Below are 15,943 nucleotides of genomic sequence, written 5' to 3' on the forward strand. Positions count from 1 at the left end.
ATCCCGGGGATCAGGGGGCGCCCACTATGCCACCGATGCCGGCCTTTGGCACCCCGCACGCGCGCCGGCGGGTGGGGGCGCCGGCGCCGCCGGCCTTTGTCGCCGCCGTCCGGGCGGGTAGACTGGCCGGCTTTCGCCGCCCACTGCCCCATCGTCCGCAGGATCCATGACCACGTCCGACGCCGCTCCCGCCGCCGCGCCCTCCTCCCCCGCCGAGGACGCCGGCGCCGTCACCCCGATGATGGCGCAGTACCTGGAGGTCAAGGCGGCGCATCCGGACTGCCTGCTGTTCTACCGCATGGGGGACTTCTACGAACTGTTCTTCGACGACGCCGTGGCCGCCGCGGAGATCCTGAACATCGCCCTGACCAAACGCGGCAAACACCAGGGTGACGACATCCCCATGTGCGGCGTGCCGGTGCACTCGCACGAACAATACCTCGCCAAGCTGATCCGGTCGGGCCGCAAGATCGCCATCTGCGAGCAGATGGAGGACCCGGCCGAAGCCAAGAAGCGCGGCAGCAAGGCGGTGGTGAAGCGCGACGTGATCCGCGTCGTGACCCCGGGCACCATCACCGAGGACGGCCTGCTGGATCCGCGCGGGCACAACTACCTCGCCTGTGTGGCGGAGGCCGGTGGCGCCCTGGCCCTGGCCTGGGTGGAGATCTCGACCGGCGCGTTCGCCGTCCGGCCGGTCGACGCGCGCCGCCTGGGCGCGGCGCTGGCCGAGCTGGCGCCGGGCGAGATCCTGGTTGCGGACCGCCTGCTGGAGCGGCCCGATCTGTTCGACCTGTGGGGCGAGTGGAAACCGGCCCTGTCCCCGCTGCCGGCGGCGCGGGTCTCCTCGACCGCGGGCGAGGCGCGTTTGAAGGCCGCCTTCCGGGTCGAGGCCCTGGATGCCTTCGGCGCCTTCGGCCGCCCCGACCTGGCGGCGGCGGGGGCGCTGGTGGACTACGTCGAGGCGACCCAGAAGGGCCGCCTGCCGCGCCTGGAACCGCCGCGCCGGGTGGCCGACGGCGCCAGCCTGGAGATCGACGCCGCCACCCGGCGCAACCTGGAACTGACCCGCACCCTGTCCGGGGAGCGCCGGGGCTCGCTGCTGGCGGTGATCGACCGCACCGTGACCGGCGCCGGGGCGCGCCTGCTGGAACGGTGGCTGGCCGCCCCGCTGACCGATCCCTCGGCCATCACCGACCGGCTGGACGCGGTGGCCGCGCTGGTGGACGCCCCGGCGGCGCGCGAGGCCCTGCGTGCCCGCCTGCGCCGGGTGCCGGACGTCGAGCGCGCGCTGTCGCGGCTGGTGCTGGGGCGCGGGGGGCCGCGCGACCTGGCCATGCTGCGCGACGCCCTGGCCGAGATCCCGGGCCTGCGCGCCGGTCTCGACGAGGACCTGCGCGGGCTGGTGCCGACCCTGCTGGCGGGCGGCGCGCGCGACCTGGGCGATCACGCCACGCTGGTCGACCGCCTGACCCGGGCGCTGGAGGCCGAACCGCCGCTGCTGGCGCGCGACGGCGGCTTCATCCGGCCGGGCTACCACGCCGGCCTGGACGAGCTGCGCACCCTGCACGACGAAAGCCGGCGCCTGATCGCGGCGCTCCAGGCCCGGCTGGCCGAGGAGACCGGCATCGGGGCGCTCAAGGTGCGGCACAACAACGTCATCGGCTACTATGTCGAGGTGCCGTCGCGCCATGCCGACCGCCTGATGGCACCGGACTCGGGCTTCATCCATCGTCAGACCATGGCCAACGCGGCCCGCTTCACCACGGTCGAGCTGTCGGACCTAGAGAACAAGCTGCGCGGGGCCGGCGACAAGGCGCTGGCGCTGGAACAGAGCCTGTTCGGCGACCTGGTGGCCGAGGTGACCGCGCGCGCCGATCCCATTGCCCTGGCGGCGCGGGCGCTGGCCATGCTGGACGTACTGGCCGGGCTGGCGGAGTTGGCCGAGGCGCGCCGCTATGTGCGGCCCCAGGTGGACGATTCGGCCGCCTTCGCCGTGACCGGCGGGCGTCATCCGGTGGTCGAGGCGGCGCTGGAGGCGGAGCCGGACGGCGCCTTCGTCGGCAACGCCTGCGACCTGGGGCCGGAGACGCGGCTGTGGCTGGTGACCGGCCCCAACATGGCCGGCAAGTCCACCTTCCTGCGCCAGAACGCGCTGATCGCCATCCTGGCCCAGATGGGCGGCTTCGTCCCCGCCGAGGCCGCGCACGTCGGCATCGTCGACCGCCTGTTCAGCCGCGTCGGCGCCGCCGACGACCTGGCCCGCGGCCGCTCCACGTTCATGGTCGAGATGGTCGAGACCGCCGCCATCCTGAACCAGGCCACCGAGCGGTCGCTGGTGATCCTGGACGAGATCGGGCGCGGCACGGCGACCTACGACGGCCTCGCCATCGCCTGGGCGACGCTGGAACACCTCCACGAGGCCAACCGCTGCCGGGCGCTGTTCGCCACCCACTACCACGAACTGACGGCGCTGGCGGAGTCGCTGGCGCGGCTGTCGTGTCACACCATGCGGGTGCGGGAGTGGAACGACGGCATCGTGTTCCTGCACGAGGTGGCGCCGGGGGTGGCGGACCGCTCCTACGGGATCCACGTCGCCCGGCTGGCCGGGCTGCCGCCGGCGGTGTTGACGCGCGCGGAAACGGTGCTCAAGCGGCTGGAGAGCGGCGCCGAGGGCGCGCCGTCGGCCGCCCGTCTGGTGGAGGACCTGCCCCTGTTCGCCGCCGCCCGTCCGGCCGCACCACCGCCCGCCGAGGCACCGGTCCCGGCGGACGACACCCCGCCGGCCGGACCGTCCGCGCTGGAGCAGGCGCTGGCCAACGTCGACCCCGACGACCTGACGCCGCGCCAGGCGCTGGAGGCGCTCTACCGGCTGAAGGCGCTGGAGCGGTCGTAGGGCAGCCTGCGCGCGGCCCGCGTCCTACACCGGCCGACCGGCCAGCCAGCGCCCGGCCCGCACCCCGTACAGCAGACCGAGCAGGGCGATGTAGATCATCGGCTGGGTGATATCCGCCTTGACCATCAGCAGGTAATGCCCCGCCCCCAAAAGGCCGGCCGCATAGACGAGCCGGTGCAGGCGGCGCCAGCGCCGCCCGCCCAGGCGCTTGATCATGCCGGTCGTTGAGGTGGCGGCCAGCGGGATCAGCAGCAGCAGCGCCGCCATCCCCACCATGATGTACGGCCGCTGGGTCAGGTCGTCCACCAGCGTCGGCCCGTGCAGACCGATGTCCAGCACCGTATAGGCGGTCACGTGCAGGACCGCATAGGCGAACGCCCACAGGCCGATCATGCGCCGGTAGCGCACCGGCCGGGTCGAGCCGGTGAGGTGGCGCAGCGGCGTGAGCGCCAGGGTCAGCACCAGCAGACGCAGCGCCCAGTCCCCCAGGTGGCGCACGATGGTCTCGATCGGATTGACGCCCAGATCGCCGGTCGCGGCCCAGCCGCCCAGCGCCGCCAGCGGCAGGGCGCAGCCGACGAACACCGCCCACCACCACAGGCGGTCGCGGCTCGAACGCCGCGCCATGGTGAGACGCGCCATGATCAGAAGTGCGTGGTCAGGTCCATGCCGCTGTACAGCGACGCCACCTGCTCGCCGTAGCCGTTGAACATCAGCGTATCGCGCCGGCCCCATTCGCCGATGCGGCGCTCGCGGGCCTGGCTCCAGCGCGGATGGTCCACGGTCGGGTTGACGTTGGCATAGAAGCCGTACTCGGACGGCTGGGCCATGTTCCAGCTCGTCGGCGGCTGCTCCTCGGTGAAGCGGATCCGCACGATCGACTTGATGGACTTGAAGCCGTACTTCCACGGCACCACCAGGCGCACCGGGGCGCCGTTCTGGTTCGGCAGCACGCGGCCGTACAGCCCGACCGCCAGGATGGTCAGGGGGTGCATGGCCTCGTCCAGGCGCAGCCCCTCGCGGTAGGGCCAGTCCAGCACCCGGCTGCGCTGGCCCGGCATCTGGGTGGGATCCTCCAGGGTCTCGAAGGCGACGTAGCGGGCGCTGCCGGTGGGCTCGAACGGCGTCAGCACCGCCGCCAGCGGGATGCCCACCCACGGGATGACCATCGACCACGCCTCGACACAGCGCAGACGGTAGATGCGCTCTTCAAGCCGGTGGTCGGCGATCAGGGCGGCGGCGTCCAGGGTGCCGGGTTTGGCACAGGCGCCGTCCACGGTGATGGCCCAGGGCGACGTCTCCAGGCGGCCGGCGAAGCGGGCGGGGTCTTCCTTGCCGGTGCCGAACTCATAGAAATTGTTGTAGGTGGTGATCTGGCGGAAGCTGTTGGGGTCCTCGTCGGTGGACAGCGGGCTCTCCACCACGCCCGCAAGCGCCGCGTAGTCGTCCGCGGTCGCGGCCAGGGCACGGCCCGGCGCCAGCCCGACGCTCCCGGCGGCGCCGGTCAGGGCCAGCGCGCCGGCCCCCATCATGAAGCGGCGGCGGTCACGGTAGACCGGCTCCGGCGTGATTTCGGACGGACGCGGATCGCTGGCGGCGCGGACACGGATCAGCATCGGTCTCGGTCCTTCCCTGTGGTGGCGGCGAGGCCCGGTCTGTCGGCGCGGGCGCTGCCGCGTCCCTGATGGGTCGCAGTACGGACTTTGAATGTGTCCATTTTGCGTTTGCCGAGACCGGGTGGATCGCCCTCCCCCCAAAGCAAACGGCCCCAAAAACCAAACGCCCCCAAAAGCAAACGGCCCCACGCCGAAGCATGGGGCCGCGCCCGCCGCACCGCCGGGGTGCACCTCCGGGCGACTCGGTCAGTCGCCGTGATCGTTCCCGTGCGGCTCGTCCTGTTCGGCGCCGTCGTGGTCGTCCTTGCCGGCGCTCGTGCTCTTGCCGCCGCTCTTGCGGCGCGTGCCCTTGGCACCGCCGGTGCCGCTGCCGCCGGCGGCGATCAGCTTGGCGAGCTGGGTCTCCAGTTCCTGCACGCGCGCGGTCAGGTGCTCGTTCTCGGCCCGGGCCTCGGCGGCCATCTCGCGCACCGCCTCGAAGTCGTCGCGGGTCACCAGGTCAAAATCGGTCGCCACACGCTCCACGCGCTGGCGCACCATTTCCTCGATCTCGCTGCGCAAGCCGCCCAGCGCGCCCAGCGCGCCGCCGGCCAGCCGGCTCATATCGTCGAGAATCTTGGGGCCTTCGCTGGCCATCGAGACGTCTCCCTCGTCTGAACGCATGGGGCGGGTGAACGGACGGGGCGGAGCGCCCCGCGCGGGTCGCGGCGCCGGGCGCGGCGCAAGACCCACCGAGAGTATGGGCTCCGGCCGGGCGCTTGACAACCACGGCCCCGGCCGCCCGGTCGGTGTTCTGGCCCTTGACACCGGGGGCGGCCCCGGCGTTTGTGGCGCCATGTATATTGTCACCGGCGGCGCCGGCTTCATCGGATCCAACATCGTCGCGGGCCTGGAAGCGCGCGGCCGCGGCCCGGTCGTGGTCGTCGACCGCCTGCGCGACGGCCAGAAGTGGCGCAACATCGCCAAGCGCGGCCTGCACGACATCGTGCGGCCGGAGGACCTGCCCGCGTACCTGGACCACTCGCGCGGCGCGGTGCACGCCATCATCCACATGGGCGCCATCTCGGCCACCACCGAGACCGACGCCGACCGCATCGTCGCCACCAACGTCCGCCTGTCGCTGGACCTGTGGACCTGGTGCGCGCGCCACCAAACACCGTTTCTGTACGCCAGTTCGGCGGCCACCTACGGCGACGGATCGGCCGGCTTCGACGACGACTTCTCGGCGGCGGGCCTGGCCCGGCTGCGGCCCCTGAACGCCTATGGCTGGTCCAAGCACCTGTTCGACCGCCGGGTGCGGGCCGACCTGGACGCCGGCCGCCACGCCCCTCCGCAGTGGGCCGGTCTGAAGTTCTTTAACGTCTACGGCCCCAACGAGTTCCACAAGGGCGGTCAGTCCAGCGTGGTGGCGCAGATCCACCCCGTGGCCCGGCGCGGCGAGCCGTTCCCGCTGTTCCGCTCGCACCGGCCCGACGTGGCGGACGGCGGCCAGTCGCGCGACTTCGTGTGGGTCGACGACGTGGTGGACGTGGTGCTGTGGCTGCTCGACACCCCGAAGGTCAGCGGGCTGTTCAACCTGGGCACCGGCGAGGCGCGCAGCTTCCTGGACCTGGCGACGGCGGTCTACCGTGCCCTGGGCCGCGAGCCGGCGATCGCGTGGCGCGACACCCCGGCCGCGATCCGCGACAAGTACCAGTACTTCACCCAGGCCGAGATGGGCCGCCTGCGGGCCGCCGGCTACACCCGGCCATTCACGCCGCTGGAGGAGGGGGTGCGCCGCTACGTCCAGGACGTGCTGGAGCACGACGCCGATCCGTTCCGCTGACGCTCCCGGCCGCGCCAAGCCCCTTGCGCGCGCCCCGGTTTCGCGCCAATTCGGGCCTCCGCGCCGCCACATTCCGGCGCTTGCATGACGGGGCGCGGCAGCGCCGGCCGGCCGGCCGGCCCACCGCATGCCCCGATCCGGACGGACGTTGGAGGACTCGCCGCCGTGGCCCACCGCATCGCGCTCGTGGATGACGACCAGAACATCCTGGCTTCGGTCTCTATCACCCTGGAGGCCGAGGGCTTCGAGGTCACCACCTACACCGACGGCGCCGAGGCGCTGCGCGGCCTGCTGGCCGAGCCGGTGGACCTGGCGGTGCTCGACATCAAGATGCCGCGCATGGACGGCATGGAGCTGCTGCAACGCCTGCGCGCCAAGACCAGCCTGCCGGTGATCTTCCTGACCTCGAAGGACGACGAGGTGGACGAGCTGATGGGTCTGCGCATGGGCGCCGACGACTACATCAAGAAGCCGTTCTCCCAGCGCCTGTTGATCGAGCGCATCCGCGCCATCCTGCGCCGCGGCGAGGCCGGCCGCGACGGCGCCCCGGACCTGTCCGACAAGGCGCTGATCCGCGGCGACCTGGTCATGGACCCCGAGCGCCATCTGTGCACCTGGAAGGGCGAGCCGGTGAACCTGACGGTGACCGAGTTCCTGCTGTTGCAGTCGCTGGCCCAGCGCCCGGGCCACGTCAAGAGCCGCGACCAGCTCATCGACGCCGCCTACGGCGAGCACATCTACGTCGACGACCGCACCATCGACAGCCACATCAAGCGGCTGCGCAAGAAGTTCCGCGAGGTGGACGGGACCTTCTCGGACATCGAGACCCTGTACGGCGTCGGCTACCGGTACAAGGATGTGGCGTGACCGGGGGCGTGACCGGGGGCGTGACCGAGGGCGCGCCCGGGGGCTCGGCCGGGTCCGGGCCCAGCGCCGGCACACCCCGGCGGCGGCGGCCGTGGTCGGGGTCGGTGCTGCGCTCACGCCTGACCCGACGCATTTTGGCGGTCAACCTGCTGGCGCCGATCCTGCTGGTCGTCGGCATGTTCTACCTCGACAACTACCGGGAGACGCTGACCGAGGCCCGCCTCCAGGCCCTGCGCATCGAGGCCGACCTGATCGCGGCCGCCGTGGCCGAGGGCTCGCTGACCTTCGAGGTGCACCCCGAGACCCGCAGCCTGGTGCCGGGCCATGTCATCACGCCGGAACTGGCCGAGCAGATCGTGCGCCGGCTGTCCGACCTCGCCGGGGTGCGCGGGCGGCTGTTCGACCTCAACGGCGCGCTGGTCGCCGACAGCCGCTACGACCGCCGCGGGCGGTTCCAGATCTCGCCGCTGCCGCCGCTGCCCGAGCCCGACCCCATGGCCGACTGGCTGGAGCGCCTGTCGGAGGAGCTGTCGGCGGCCCTGGACGCGGTCTCGCGGCGGCTGCTGCCGCAGCGCGAATGGCCCGTCTACCGGGAGCCCGCGCGCCAGAGTGCGGCCGCCTACGACGAGGTCCGGGCGGCCCTGGGCGGCCAGCCCCGCAGCCGCGCCATCCGCCGCGACCCGCGCAGCGGACACCTGATCCTGTCGGTGGCGGTGCCGGTGCAGTACTTCAAGCAGGTGGTCGGCGCCCTGATGGTGTCGGCCGATGATGCCGGCATCGAACGCGACGTCTTCGAGGTGCGGCTGGCGATCCTGGAGATCTTCGCCGCCACCCTGGCGGTCACCATCCTGCTGTCGCTGTACCTGTCGGGAACCCTGGTGCGGCCGCTGACCCGGCTGGCGACGGCGGCCGAGCGGGTGCGCCATTCGCGCGGCGGCCACATCGACATCCCGGACTTCTCGGCCCGGCGCGACGAACTGGGCGAGCTGTCCGCCGCCCTGCGGGAGATGACCACGGCCCTGTCGGCGCGCATGGGCGCCATCGAACGCTTCGCCGCCGATGTGGCGCACGAGATCAAGAACCCGCTCACGTCGCTGCGCAGTGCGGTGGAGACCGTGGCCCGCATCACCGATCCGGAGCAGCAGCGCCGCCTGATGGGCGTGATCCTGGACGACGTGGAGCGGCTCAACCGGCTGATCTCCGACATTTCGGACGCCTCGCGCCTGGATGCCGAGCTGTCGCGGGCCGAGGCCCGGCCGCTGGACCTGGCCCCGCTGCTGGCCGCGCTGGCCGACGTGCACGCCACCGCGGCGGCCGAGGGTGGCGTGACCGTGCGCTACGAGGGGCCGCCGGACGGCGCCCCGCTGACGGTCAGCGGCATCGACAGCCGTCTGGGGCAGGTGTTCCAGAACCTGCTGGCCAACGCGGTGTCGTTCAGTCCCGAGGGCGGCACGGTGACCCTGCGGGCGCGCCGCGACGGCCACTACGTCGTGGCAACGGTGGAGGACGAGGGTCCCGGACTGCCCCCCGGCAAGGAGGCGACGATCTTCGAACGGTTCTACTCGCAGCGACCCAAGGGCGAGAAGTTCGGCACCCACTCGGGGCTCGGCCTCGCCATCTCGAAGCAGATCGTGGAAAGCCACAAGGGCATGATCCGGGCCGAGACCCGCACCGACGATGGCGGCCGGGTATTGGGGGCGCGTTTCGTCGTGGTGCTGCCGGCCCGCTGAGCAACGCGGACGACGCCAGACGCAGCCGGCGCGCGCCGGACCGTCACGGTCGGATGGTCAGTGTGTAGGGGGGAAGATGGGGCGAGTAGTCGGATTTGAACCGACGACCTCTTGGACCACAACCAAGCGCTCTAACCAACTGAGCTATACCCGCCATCGGGCGCGCCGTCATCGTGGATTTTACGGGACTCACGGGCGCCCCTCCGACCGGCATGACCGGCGCGGAGGAAGAGGGTGCATAGACCATCCGCCCGCCGCCGTCAAGACGGGTCTGCCGCCCGTCGTCGGCACGCGCGCCCCGCGGCGGCGGTCGACCGGCCGCGCCCGGACGCCTCACGCCACCGAGGCGCCGGCTTCCAGGCGGGCGCCGGGCGCGGTCCCATCTTGGGTCCCATCTTGGGTCCCATCTTGGGTCCCGTCCCGCGTCCCGTCCTGGGCATCCGATGCCGCGGGTGCGCAGTAGATGTCGTAGAGGGTGCCGAGCACGCTCGCCACCTCCTCGCCCTTCAGCGAGTAGAAGATCGTCTGTGCCACCCGGCGCGTCCGCACCAGATCGTCGCGCCGCAGGCGGGCCAGGTGCTGGGACAGCGCCGACTGGCTGAGCCCCACGACGCGCTCTAGTTCCCCGACCGAGCGTTCCTGGCCCAGAAGCTGGCACAGGATCAGCAGCCGGTACTCGTTGCTCATCGCCTTGAGCAGGGTACTGGCGTTGCGTGCCTTGTCCTGGAGCTTGAGAAGGTCGTCCTGAGTCATCACGGCCCCGTTGATCTTCCCGCGATCACCGCCGCGGCGACCGCACGGGTCTCGCGCGGTCGCCCGTCACCCTTGGCGGTCCCAAAGGCGGCGCTTCGAGCCGCGCGCAAGAATACCACATCCCGAAACGGGAATGCTTGCTCAGATGTCGCGGTGCACACGGCAGTTTTCAAGGCCCGCTCAGTCGCCGTGCGCCGGTACCGGCCGGGTCCCGCGGCCGCCTCGTGCCGCGACCTCGCCGGAGCGCCCGCCGGCCGGGGCGCGGGCGCGCCGCCGGCTGCGGCCGCGGTGGCGCGGCGGCGGCGTGCCGGCCTCCCGGCGGCGCGCCCGGCCGCCTTCGATCAGGCCCATCACAAGGCTCATCAGCGCCGGGATGATGATCAGGGTGAGCAGCGCCGACATCGCCAGCCCGCCCAGCACCACCGTGCCGAGGCCGCGGTACAACTCGGAGCCGGCGCCGGGGAACAGCACCAGCGGCGACATGCCCATGATGCTGGTCAGGGTCGACATGAAGATGGGGCGCACCCGGTTGGCGGTGGCCTGGCGGATGGCGTCCCCGATGCTGACGCCGTCCTGGCGCAGGCCGTACAGGGTCTGGTCCACCAGCAGGATGGCGTTGTTGACCACGATGCCGATCAGGATAACGAAACCCATCATCGTCAGCATGTCCAGCGGCTGGTAGCTAACGGTGTTGAGCAGGCCCAGCGCCAGCACCGCACCGGCGGAGGCCAGCGGCACGGTGATCATGATCACCAGCGGGTAGAAGAAGTTCTCGAACAGCACCGCCATGACCAGGTAGACGATCACCAGCGCCAGCAGAAGCTGCCAGACCATGGCGTCCCAGGCCTCGGTCAGCTTGTCGGCGGTGCCCGACAGCGACAGCGTGACGTCGGGCGGCACGCCCTCGGCCTGCAACGGCGCGATCACCTCGTCCTCGATGATCTCCATGGCCCGCTCCAGCGCCAGGGTCTGGCTCGGCCGGATCTGGAGCGTCACCGTGCGCGCCCGCTCCAGGTGACGGATCTCGGTCGGACCGGCGGTCACCACCACCTCGCCCAGCGCCGCCACCGGCAGGATGGTGCCCGATTCGGTGACCACCGGCAGGCTGCCGATACCCTGGGTGCGGTCGATGGGGTCGGCGTTGCCGGCCAGGGTCAGGTCGATACGCTCGCCGCCGACGGTGATCTCGTCGACCCGCAGACCATCGTTGAAAGCATCCACGGTCTGGCCGAAGGTCAGCACCGAGACGCCGTTGTCGGCCAGCTTCAGCAGGTCGGGGAAGACCCGCACCTCGGGCGCGCCCAGTTCCAGGCCGGGCAGCGGGCGGAGCTGGTTGCCCTGCTCCCGGGGCAGCACCTCGCCCACCTTGCCGGCGGCGCGCAGGGCCACCCCCAGGATGGTCTCCAGGTCGGTCCCGGAGATGTCCAGGTTGACCGCCCGCGCCCCGCCCACCGAACGGCCGAAGGGCGACGGCTGGGAGACGAAGCCGAAGGTGCCGGGCTCGGCGAACACCGGCCCGCGCAACACAGGGACCAGTTCGCCGGCCCGGGTGGGATCGTCGGCCGCGGCGCCGACGAAGGCGCGGGTTTCCAGCGCGACGAAGAAAAAGCTGCTGATCTCCGGCGGCGCGTCAGCCGCGTCACCGCCGCCGAACAGCCCGCCCACGGCCGCGAGCAGGCCCGACAGCGGGCCGCCCCCGCCCTCGTCCCGCTCGGCCGGGTCCTCCAGGCCATGGCGCACCGCACCGTCCTGGGCGGTCCAGTGCGGGCGCACCGCGTCCTCGATGGATTGGCCGATGGCCGTGGTGGTGTCCAGGTTGTAGCCCGGCGGCGGCAGGATGATCCCGAAGACCAGGTTGCGGTTGCCCTCGGGCAGGTATTCCAGCTTGGGCAGGAAGACCCAGGTCACGGCCCCGGCCGCGACCGTGACCCCGACAACCACCGCCAGGCTGAGCGCCCGGCTGCGCACCAGCCGGTCGGTCAGCCCGGTGATCGCCCACATGAAGCCGCGCCCGAACGCGTCGATGCCGGGCAGCCGCACGCGGTGCGCCTCGCCCTGGCGCCGCACCCGCCCGAGCAGGCGCCGCGCCAATGCCGGGATAACCGTGACCGCCACCACCAGGGACAGCATCACCGCGACGGAGATCGCCACCGCGATGTCGCGGAAGAGCTGCCCCACCTCCTGCTCCATGGTCAGGATGGGGATGAACACCATGACCGTGGTCAGGGCCGAGACCAGGATCGCGCCCCACACCTGCTTGGCGCCGTGATAGGCGGCGGCGGCCCGGCTGTAGCCCTGTTCGCGCAGCCGGTAGATGTTCTCCAGCACGACGATGGCGGCGTCCACCACCATGCCGACGGCGAAGGCGATGCCGGCCAGCGAGATCACGTTGAGCGAGCGCCCCATGGCGGCCATGCCGACGAAGGCGCCGATCACCGAGACCGGAATGCCCAGGGTCACCACCAGCGTGGGGCCGAGCGCGCGCAGGAACACCAGCAGCACGACGGCGGCCAGGGCGCCGCCGACGTAGATGTTGGAGATGACCAGGTCGATGGCGGCGTTGATGTAGACCGTCTCGTCGTAGGACTGCGACAGGTACAGCCCGTTCTCGGCCAGCACGCCGGTGTTCAGCCCCGCCACCGCCGCCCGCAGCGCGGCCATGGTCTCGATGACGTTGGCGCCGGTCTCGCGGACCGCGTTCATCGCCAGCGCCGGCTCGCCGCGATAGCGGATGCGCGCGCCCTGTTCCTTGTAGGCGAAGGCGACGTCGGCCACGTCGCCCACAGTCACCCGCGCCAGCCCGCCGGCGGCCATGCCCTCGGCCGAGCGCACCACCACCATCTCGACGTCCTCGGGTTCCAGGAACCGGCCCTCGACGCGCACCACGTAGCGGCGCTTGCCTTCCTCGACGTCGCCGGCCGACAGCGAGACGTTGGCGGCGCGCAGGGCATTGACCACCTGCGGCACGGTCAGGCGGTACTGGGACAGGCTGACCGGATCGACGGTGACCTTCAACTCGCGCTCGCTGCCGCCGTAGATGTTGACGCGCGAGATGCCCTGCACCCGCTCCAGGCGGTCGCGCACCACGTCGTCCATCAGGTCGCCATAGTGATGGATCGGGGTCTCGTTGCCCTCGGCGCGGCGCAGGTTGAACCAAGCGATGGGCTGGTCGTCGGAGCCCGAGGTCTCCAGTGTTGGTTCGTCGGCCTCGTCCGGATAGTCCGAAACCTGGTCAAGGCGGTTGGCCACCAGCAGCAGGGCGCGGTCCATGTTCTGGCCGGTGATGAACTCCAGCGTCACCTCGGCCTCGCCGGTGCGCGCGCTGCTGGTCATCTCCCGCACACCCTCCAGGCCCTTGAGAACCTCCTCCTGGCGGTTGACGATCTCGCGCTCGACCTCGGCCGGGGCCGCCCCGGGCCAGGACGTGTTCACCGTGACGACCGGCTGGCGCACGTCCGGCGTCATCTGGATGGGGATTTCGAACAGGGCGACGATGCCGAACAGCACCACCATGAGCACGGCGGCGATGATGGCGGTGGGGCGCGCGATGGCGAGGCGGATCAGGTCCATGCCGACTCTCCCGCCTCAGCCGTCGGCCGCGCCGGCGGACCCGCCCGCACTGGGCGGCACGGTGGGGCGCACCGGCTGCCCCGGGCGCAGGCGCTCGTTGCCGCGCGTCACCACGGTGTCGCCGTCGGACAGGCCGTCGAGGACCGCGAAGGCATCCCCGACCGCCGGCCCCAGCGTGACCGGGCGTGGCTCGGCCACGCCGTCCACCACCACGAACACCATGTTCCCGGTCGGCTTGTTGATGACCGCGTCCTTGGGCACGGTCAGCACCTGACGCGCCGGCCCCTCGGGCACGAACAGGGTGACGCTCTGACCGGCGGCGGGCGACGTGTTCGCGTCCAGGCCCGCGGGCAGGGTGAAGCGCGCCGGGCGTGTGCGGGTGCGGACGTTCTCCGCCGGCACGATGGCGCGCAGGGCCGCCGTGACCCGGGTGTCGGCATCCAGGCGCACCTCCAGGGTCTCGCCGGCCGCCAGGCCGGCCACGAGATCGAAGGGCAGGTCGGCCTCCACCTCCAGGTCGCGGTGGTTCAGCAGGCTGACCACCGCCGCCCCCTTGGCCAGGAAGGCGCCCACCTCGGTGTGACGCTCGGTCACCACCCCAGGATAGGGGGCGCGGATCTCGGCGTCGCGCAACGTGACCTCGGCCAGCGACAGGCGCGCCTCGGCGATGGTCAGTGCCGCCTGGGCCACCGACACCGCGTGGCTGTAGCCGGTCACCTCCTCGCTCTTGTCGTCGTAGCGCGCCTGGCTGAAGGCGGCGGAGCGGCGCAGGCTGGCCAGGCGCTGCAACTCCTGCTGGGCCAGCGCCAGCCGCGAGCGCGCCTCCTCCAGGGCGGCGGCGCGCTGCTGCACCTCGGCGCTGGCCAGGTCCACCTCCAGGCGCGCGGTCTCGGTGTCGAGCCGGGCCAGCAGATCGCCGGCCGCCACGGCGTCGCCGACATCGACGGCGAACGCCTCCACCGCCCCGGCCACCTTCGCGGCCACCACACCGGCGCGGCGCGCCACCAGGCGCCCCACCACCGGCACGGTCTGGCGGGCCTCCCGCTCGCCCACCGACGCCACCCCGACCGGGGTCGCCGGCGGCCCGCCGCCCTGCTGGGCCGCGACGGGACCGGCCGCACTGGCGAGCAGGAGGCCGGCCGCGACCAGAAGCGCGCCCACCACGGACCGCGGCGGGCGTCCGACCGCCGAGAGGCTCCAGGTCATGGCGTCTGTTCTCCTTTCGGGCGACAGGGGAGTCGGGCACGGCACTGTTCGAGCCGGCCCGCCGGTGTCCGGCGGACCGGGCGCACCGCTTCTGTTCGTCATATACGGTGCCGGGGTCGGCGCGGGTCAAGACGCGCGCACCAGCCCGTGACGATGCGCGCATTCCGTGACCGAACCGTGACGGCCGCGCCGTCGCCTGTGACAAAGTGTGACGGACCGGCACGGCCCCGACGCCAAAAAAGCATTGCGAGTCGCGCGCAGCCGATGCGACAAGGGCATGAAAACGGGGAGGAAACGGACGCATGGCCACGCTCTACGTGTCCCACCACGCCTGCATCGACCACGACACCGGCGATTTCCATCCCGAGTGCGGCGACCGTCTGCGCGCCGTCCAGCGCGTGCTGGAGGGCGAGGACTTCATGCTCCTGCACCGCCAGGACGCCCCCCTGGTGACGGACGAGGAACTGCTGCGCGTCCACCCCCGCGAGCACATCGACCGCATCCTGCGCACCGTGCCGGCGGAGGGCCACCGTCACATCGACGGCGACACCATCGTCTCGCCGGAATCGGCCGAGGCCGCCCGGCGCGCCGCCGGCGCCGCCGTGGTGGCCGTCGACGCGGTGATGCGCGGCGAGGTCACGAATGCCTTCTGCGCCGTGCGCCCGCCCGGCCACCATGCCGAGACGGCCCGGGCCATGGGCTTCTGCCTGTTCAACAACGTCGCCGTCGGCGCGCTGCACGCCCGCGCCGTCTATGGGTTGGAGCGCATCGCCGTCTTCGACTGGGACGTCCACCACGGCAACGGCACCCAGGACATCTTCCAGACGGACCCGGGCCTGTTCTACGCCTCCACCCACGAAGCCGGCAGCTTCCCCAACACCGGGTTCGCGCGCGAGCGCGGGGTGGCCGACAACATCGTGAACTGCCCGCTGCCGCCCGGCGCCAGCGGCGACGCCTTCCGCGCGGCGGTGGAAAGCACCATCGAACCCGCCCTGCGGGCCTTCCGGCCGCAGATGGTCATGATCTCGGCCGGATTCGACGGCCACGCCCACGACCCGCTGGCGCATATGCGGCTCCAGGTGGCGGACTACGTCTGGGCCACGCGCCGCATGATGGCGATCGCGGACGACCATGCCGAAGGCCGCCTGATCTCGGTGCTGGAGGGCGGCTACGACCTGCCCGCGCTGGCCGGCAGCGTGCACGCCCACGTCCGCACGCTGATGGGGATCTGACGGCGGGGCGGGGGGCGGTCCCACGCTGGAGCGTGGGACCGAGAAAGCGAACGGTCTCGCGCCCACGCTCCCGCGTGGGCGCCGGGGGGCGGTCCCACGCAGGAGCGTGGGACCGAGAAAGCGAACGGTCTCGCGCCCACGCTCCCGCGTGGGCGCCGGGGGGTGGTCCCACGCAGGAGCGTGGGACCGAGAAAGCGAACGGTCTCGCGCCCACGCTCCCGCGTGGGCGCCGGGGGGCGGTCCCACGCAGG

General features: G+C 72.2%; 11 protein-coding genes and 1 tRNA gene. 5 read left to right on the plus strand and 7 right to left on the minus strand.

Features of this window, described 5'->3' with window-relative positions:
• Positions 1 to 166 precede the first annotated feature (166 nt).
• Positions 167 to 2,893 (plus strand): DNA mismatch repair protein MutS, encoded by a 2,727-nt coding sequence (mutS, locus tag GGD88_RS13145; RefSeq protein ID WP_184436155.1) that lies wholly within the window; start codon positions 167 to 169, stop codon positions 2,891 to 2,893.
• Positions 2,894 to 2,917: 24 nt separating this feature from the next.
• On the opposite strand, the gene GGD88_RS13150 is transcribed toward mutS, so the two are convergent.
• The 3 genes from GGD88_RS13150 to GGD88_RS13160 all read right to left on the minus strand — a co-directional run bounded on the left by GGD88_RS13150 (position 2,918) and on the right by GGD88_RS13160 (position 5,145).
• Complete coding sequence (locus tag GGD88_RS13150) at positions 2,918 to 3,535, minus strand: protein-methionine-sulfoxide reductase heme-binding subunit MsrQ (protein WP_246423752.1); 618 nt, start codon at positions 3,533 to 3,535, stop codon at positions 2,918 to 2,920.
• Between the two features lie 2 nt (positions 3,536 to 3,537).
• Positions 3,538 to 4,509 (minus strand): protein-methionine-sulfoxide reductase catalytic subunit MsrP, encoded by a 972-nt coding sequence (gene msrP, locus GGD88_RS13155; protein ID WP_184436157.1) that lies wholly within the window; start codon positions 4,507 to 4,509, stop codon positions 3,538 to 3,540.
• A 246-nt stretch (positions 4,510 to 4,755) separates the two neighbouring features.
• Positions 4,756 to 5,145, minus strand: coding sequence for an accessory factor UbiK family protein (locus tag GGD88_RS13160; protein ID WP_184436158.1), 390 nt, complete (start codon positions 5,143 to 5,145; stop codon positions 4,756 to 4,758).
• A gap of 199 nt (positions 5,146 to 5,344) precedes the next feature.
• Between GGD88_RS13160 and rfaD the strand changes: the two genes are divergently transcribed.
• From rfaD to GGD88_RS13175, 3 genes are all read left to right on the plus strand, one after another.
• Positions 5,345 to 6,334: an ADP-glyceromanno-heptose 6-epimerase gene (rfaD, locus tag GGD88_RS13165; RefSeq protein WP_184436159.1), complete on the plus strand. Its 990-nt coding sequence runs from the start codon at positions 5,345 to 5,347 to the stop codon at positions 6,332 to 6,334.
• 165 nt (positions 6,335 to 6,499) lie between these two features.
• Positions 6,500 to 7,201, plus strand: a complete 702-nt coding sequence (locus GGD88_RS13170) for a response regulator (protein ID WP_184436160.1) — start codon at positions 6,500 to 6,502, stop codon at positions 7,199 to 7,201.
• The gene (locus GGD88_RS13175; RefSeq protein ID WP_343056363.1) at positions 7,198 to 8,931 is read left to right on the plus strand and encodes a stimulus-sensing domain-containing protein; all 1,734 of its coding nucleotides are present in this window, start codon (positions 7,198 to 7,200) and stop codon (positions 8,929 to 8,931) included. The genes GGD88_RS13170 and GGD88_RS13175 overlap by 4 nt, the downstream gene beginning before the upstream one ends.
• Positions 8,932 to 9,008: 77 nt before the next feature.
• On the opposite strand, the gene GGD88_RS13180 is transcribed toward GGD88_RS13175, so the two are convergent.
• The 4 genes from GGD88_RS13180 to GGD88_RS13195 form a co-directional block, all read right to left on the minus strand.
• Positions 9,009 to 9,085 (minus strand) — tRNA-His (locus GGD88_RS13180).
• Between the two features lie 179 nt (positions 9,086 to 9,264).
• Positions 9,265 to 9,684, minus strand: coding sequence for an ArsR/SmtB family transcription factor (locus tag GGD88_RS13185; protein ID WP_184436161.1), 420 nt, complete (start codon positions 9,682 to 9,684; stop codon positions 9,265 to 9,267).
• Between the two features lie 180 nt (positions 9,685 to 9,864).
• Positions 9,865 to 13,254, minus strand: a complete 3,390-nt coding sequence (locus tag GGD88_RS18890) for an efflux RND transporter permease subunit (protein ID WP_184436162.1) — start codon at positions 13,252 to 13,254, stop codon at positions 9,865 to 9,867.
• A 15-nt stretch (positions 13,255 to 13,269) separates the two neighbouring features.
• Positions 13,270 to 14,460, minus strand: coding sequence for an efflux RND transporter periplasmic adaptor subunit (locus tag GGD88_RS13195; protein ID WP_184436163.1), 1,191 nt, complete (start codon positions 14,458 to 14,460; stop codon positions 13,270 to 13,272).
• Between the two features lie 302 nt (positions 14,461 to 14,762).
• Between GGD88_RS13195 and GGD88_RS13200 the strand changes: the two genes are divergently transcribed.
• A complete protein-coding gene (locus GGD88_RS13200) occupies positions 14,763 to 15,692 on the plus strand; it encodes a histone deacetylase family protein (RefSeq protein WP_184436164.1) in 930 nt (309 codons plus the stop codon).
• Positions 15,693 to 15,943: the final 251 nt, after the last annotated feature.

It is taken from the genome of Roseospira goensis (assembly GCF_014197795.1).
Classification (GTDB): Bacteria; Pseudomonadota; Alphaproteobacteria; order Rhodospirillales; family Rhodospirillaceae; genus Rhodospira; species Rhodospira goensis.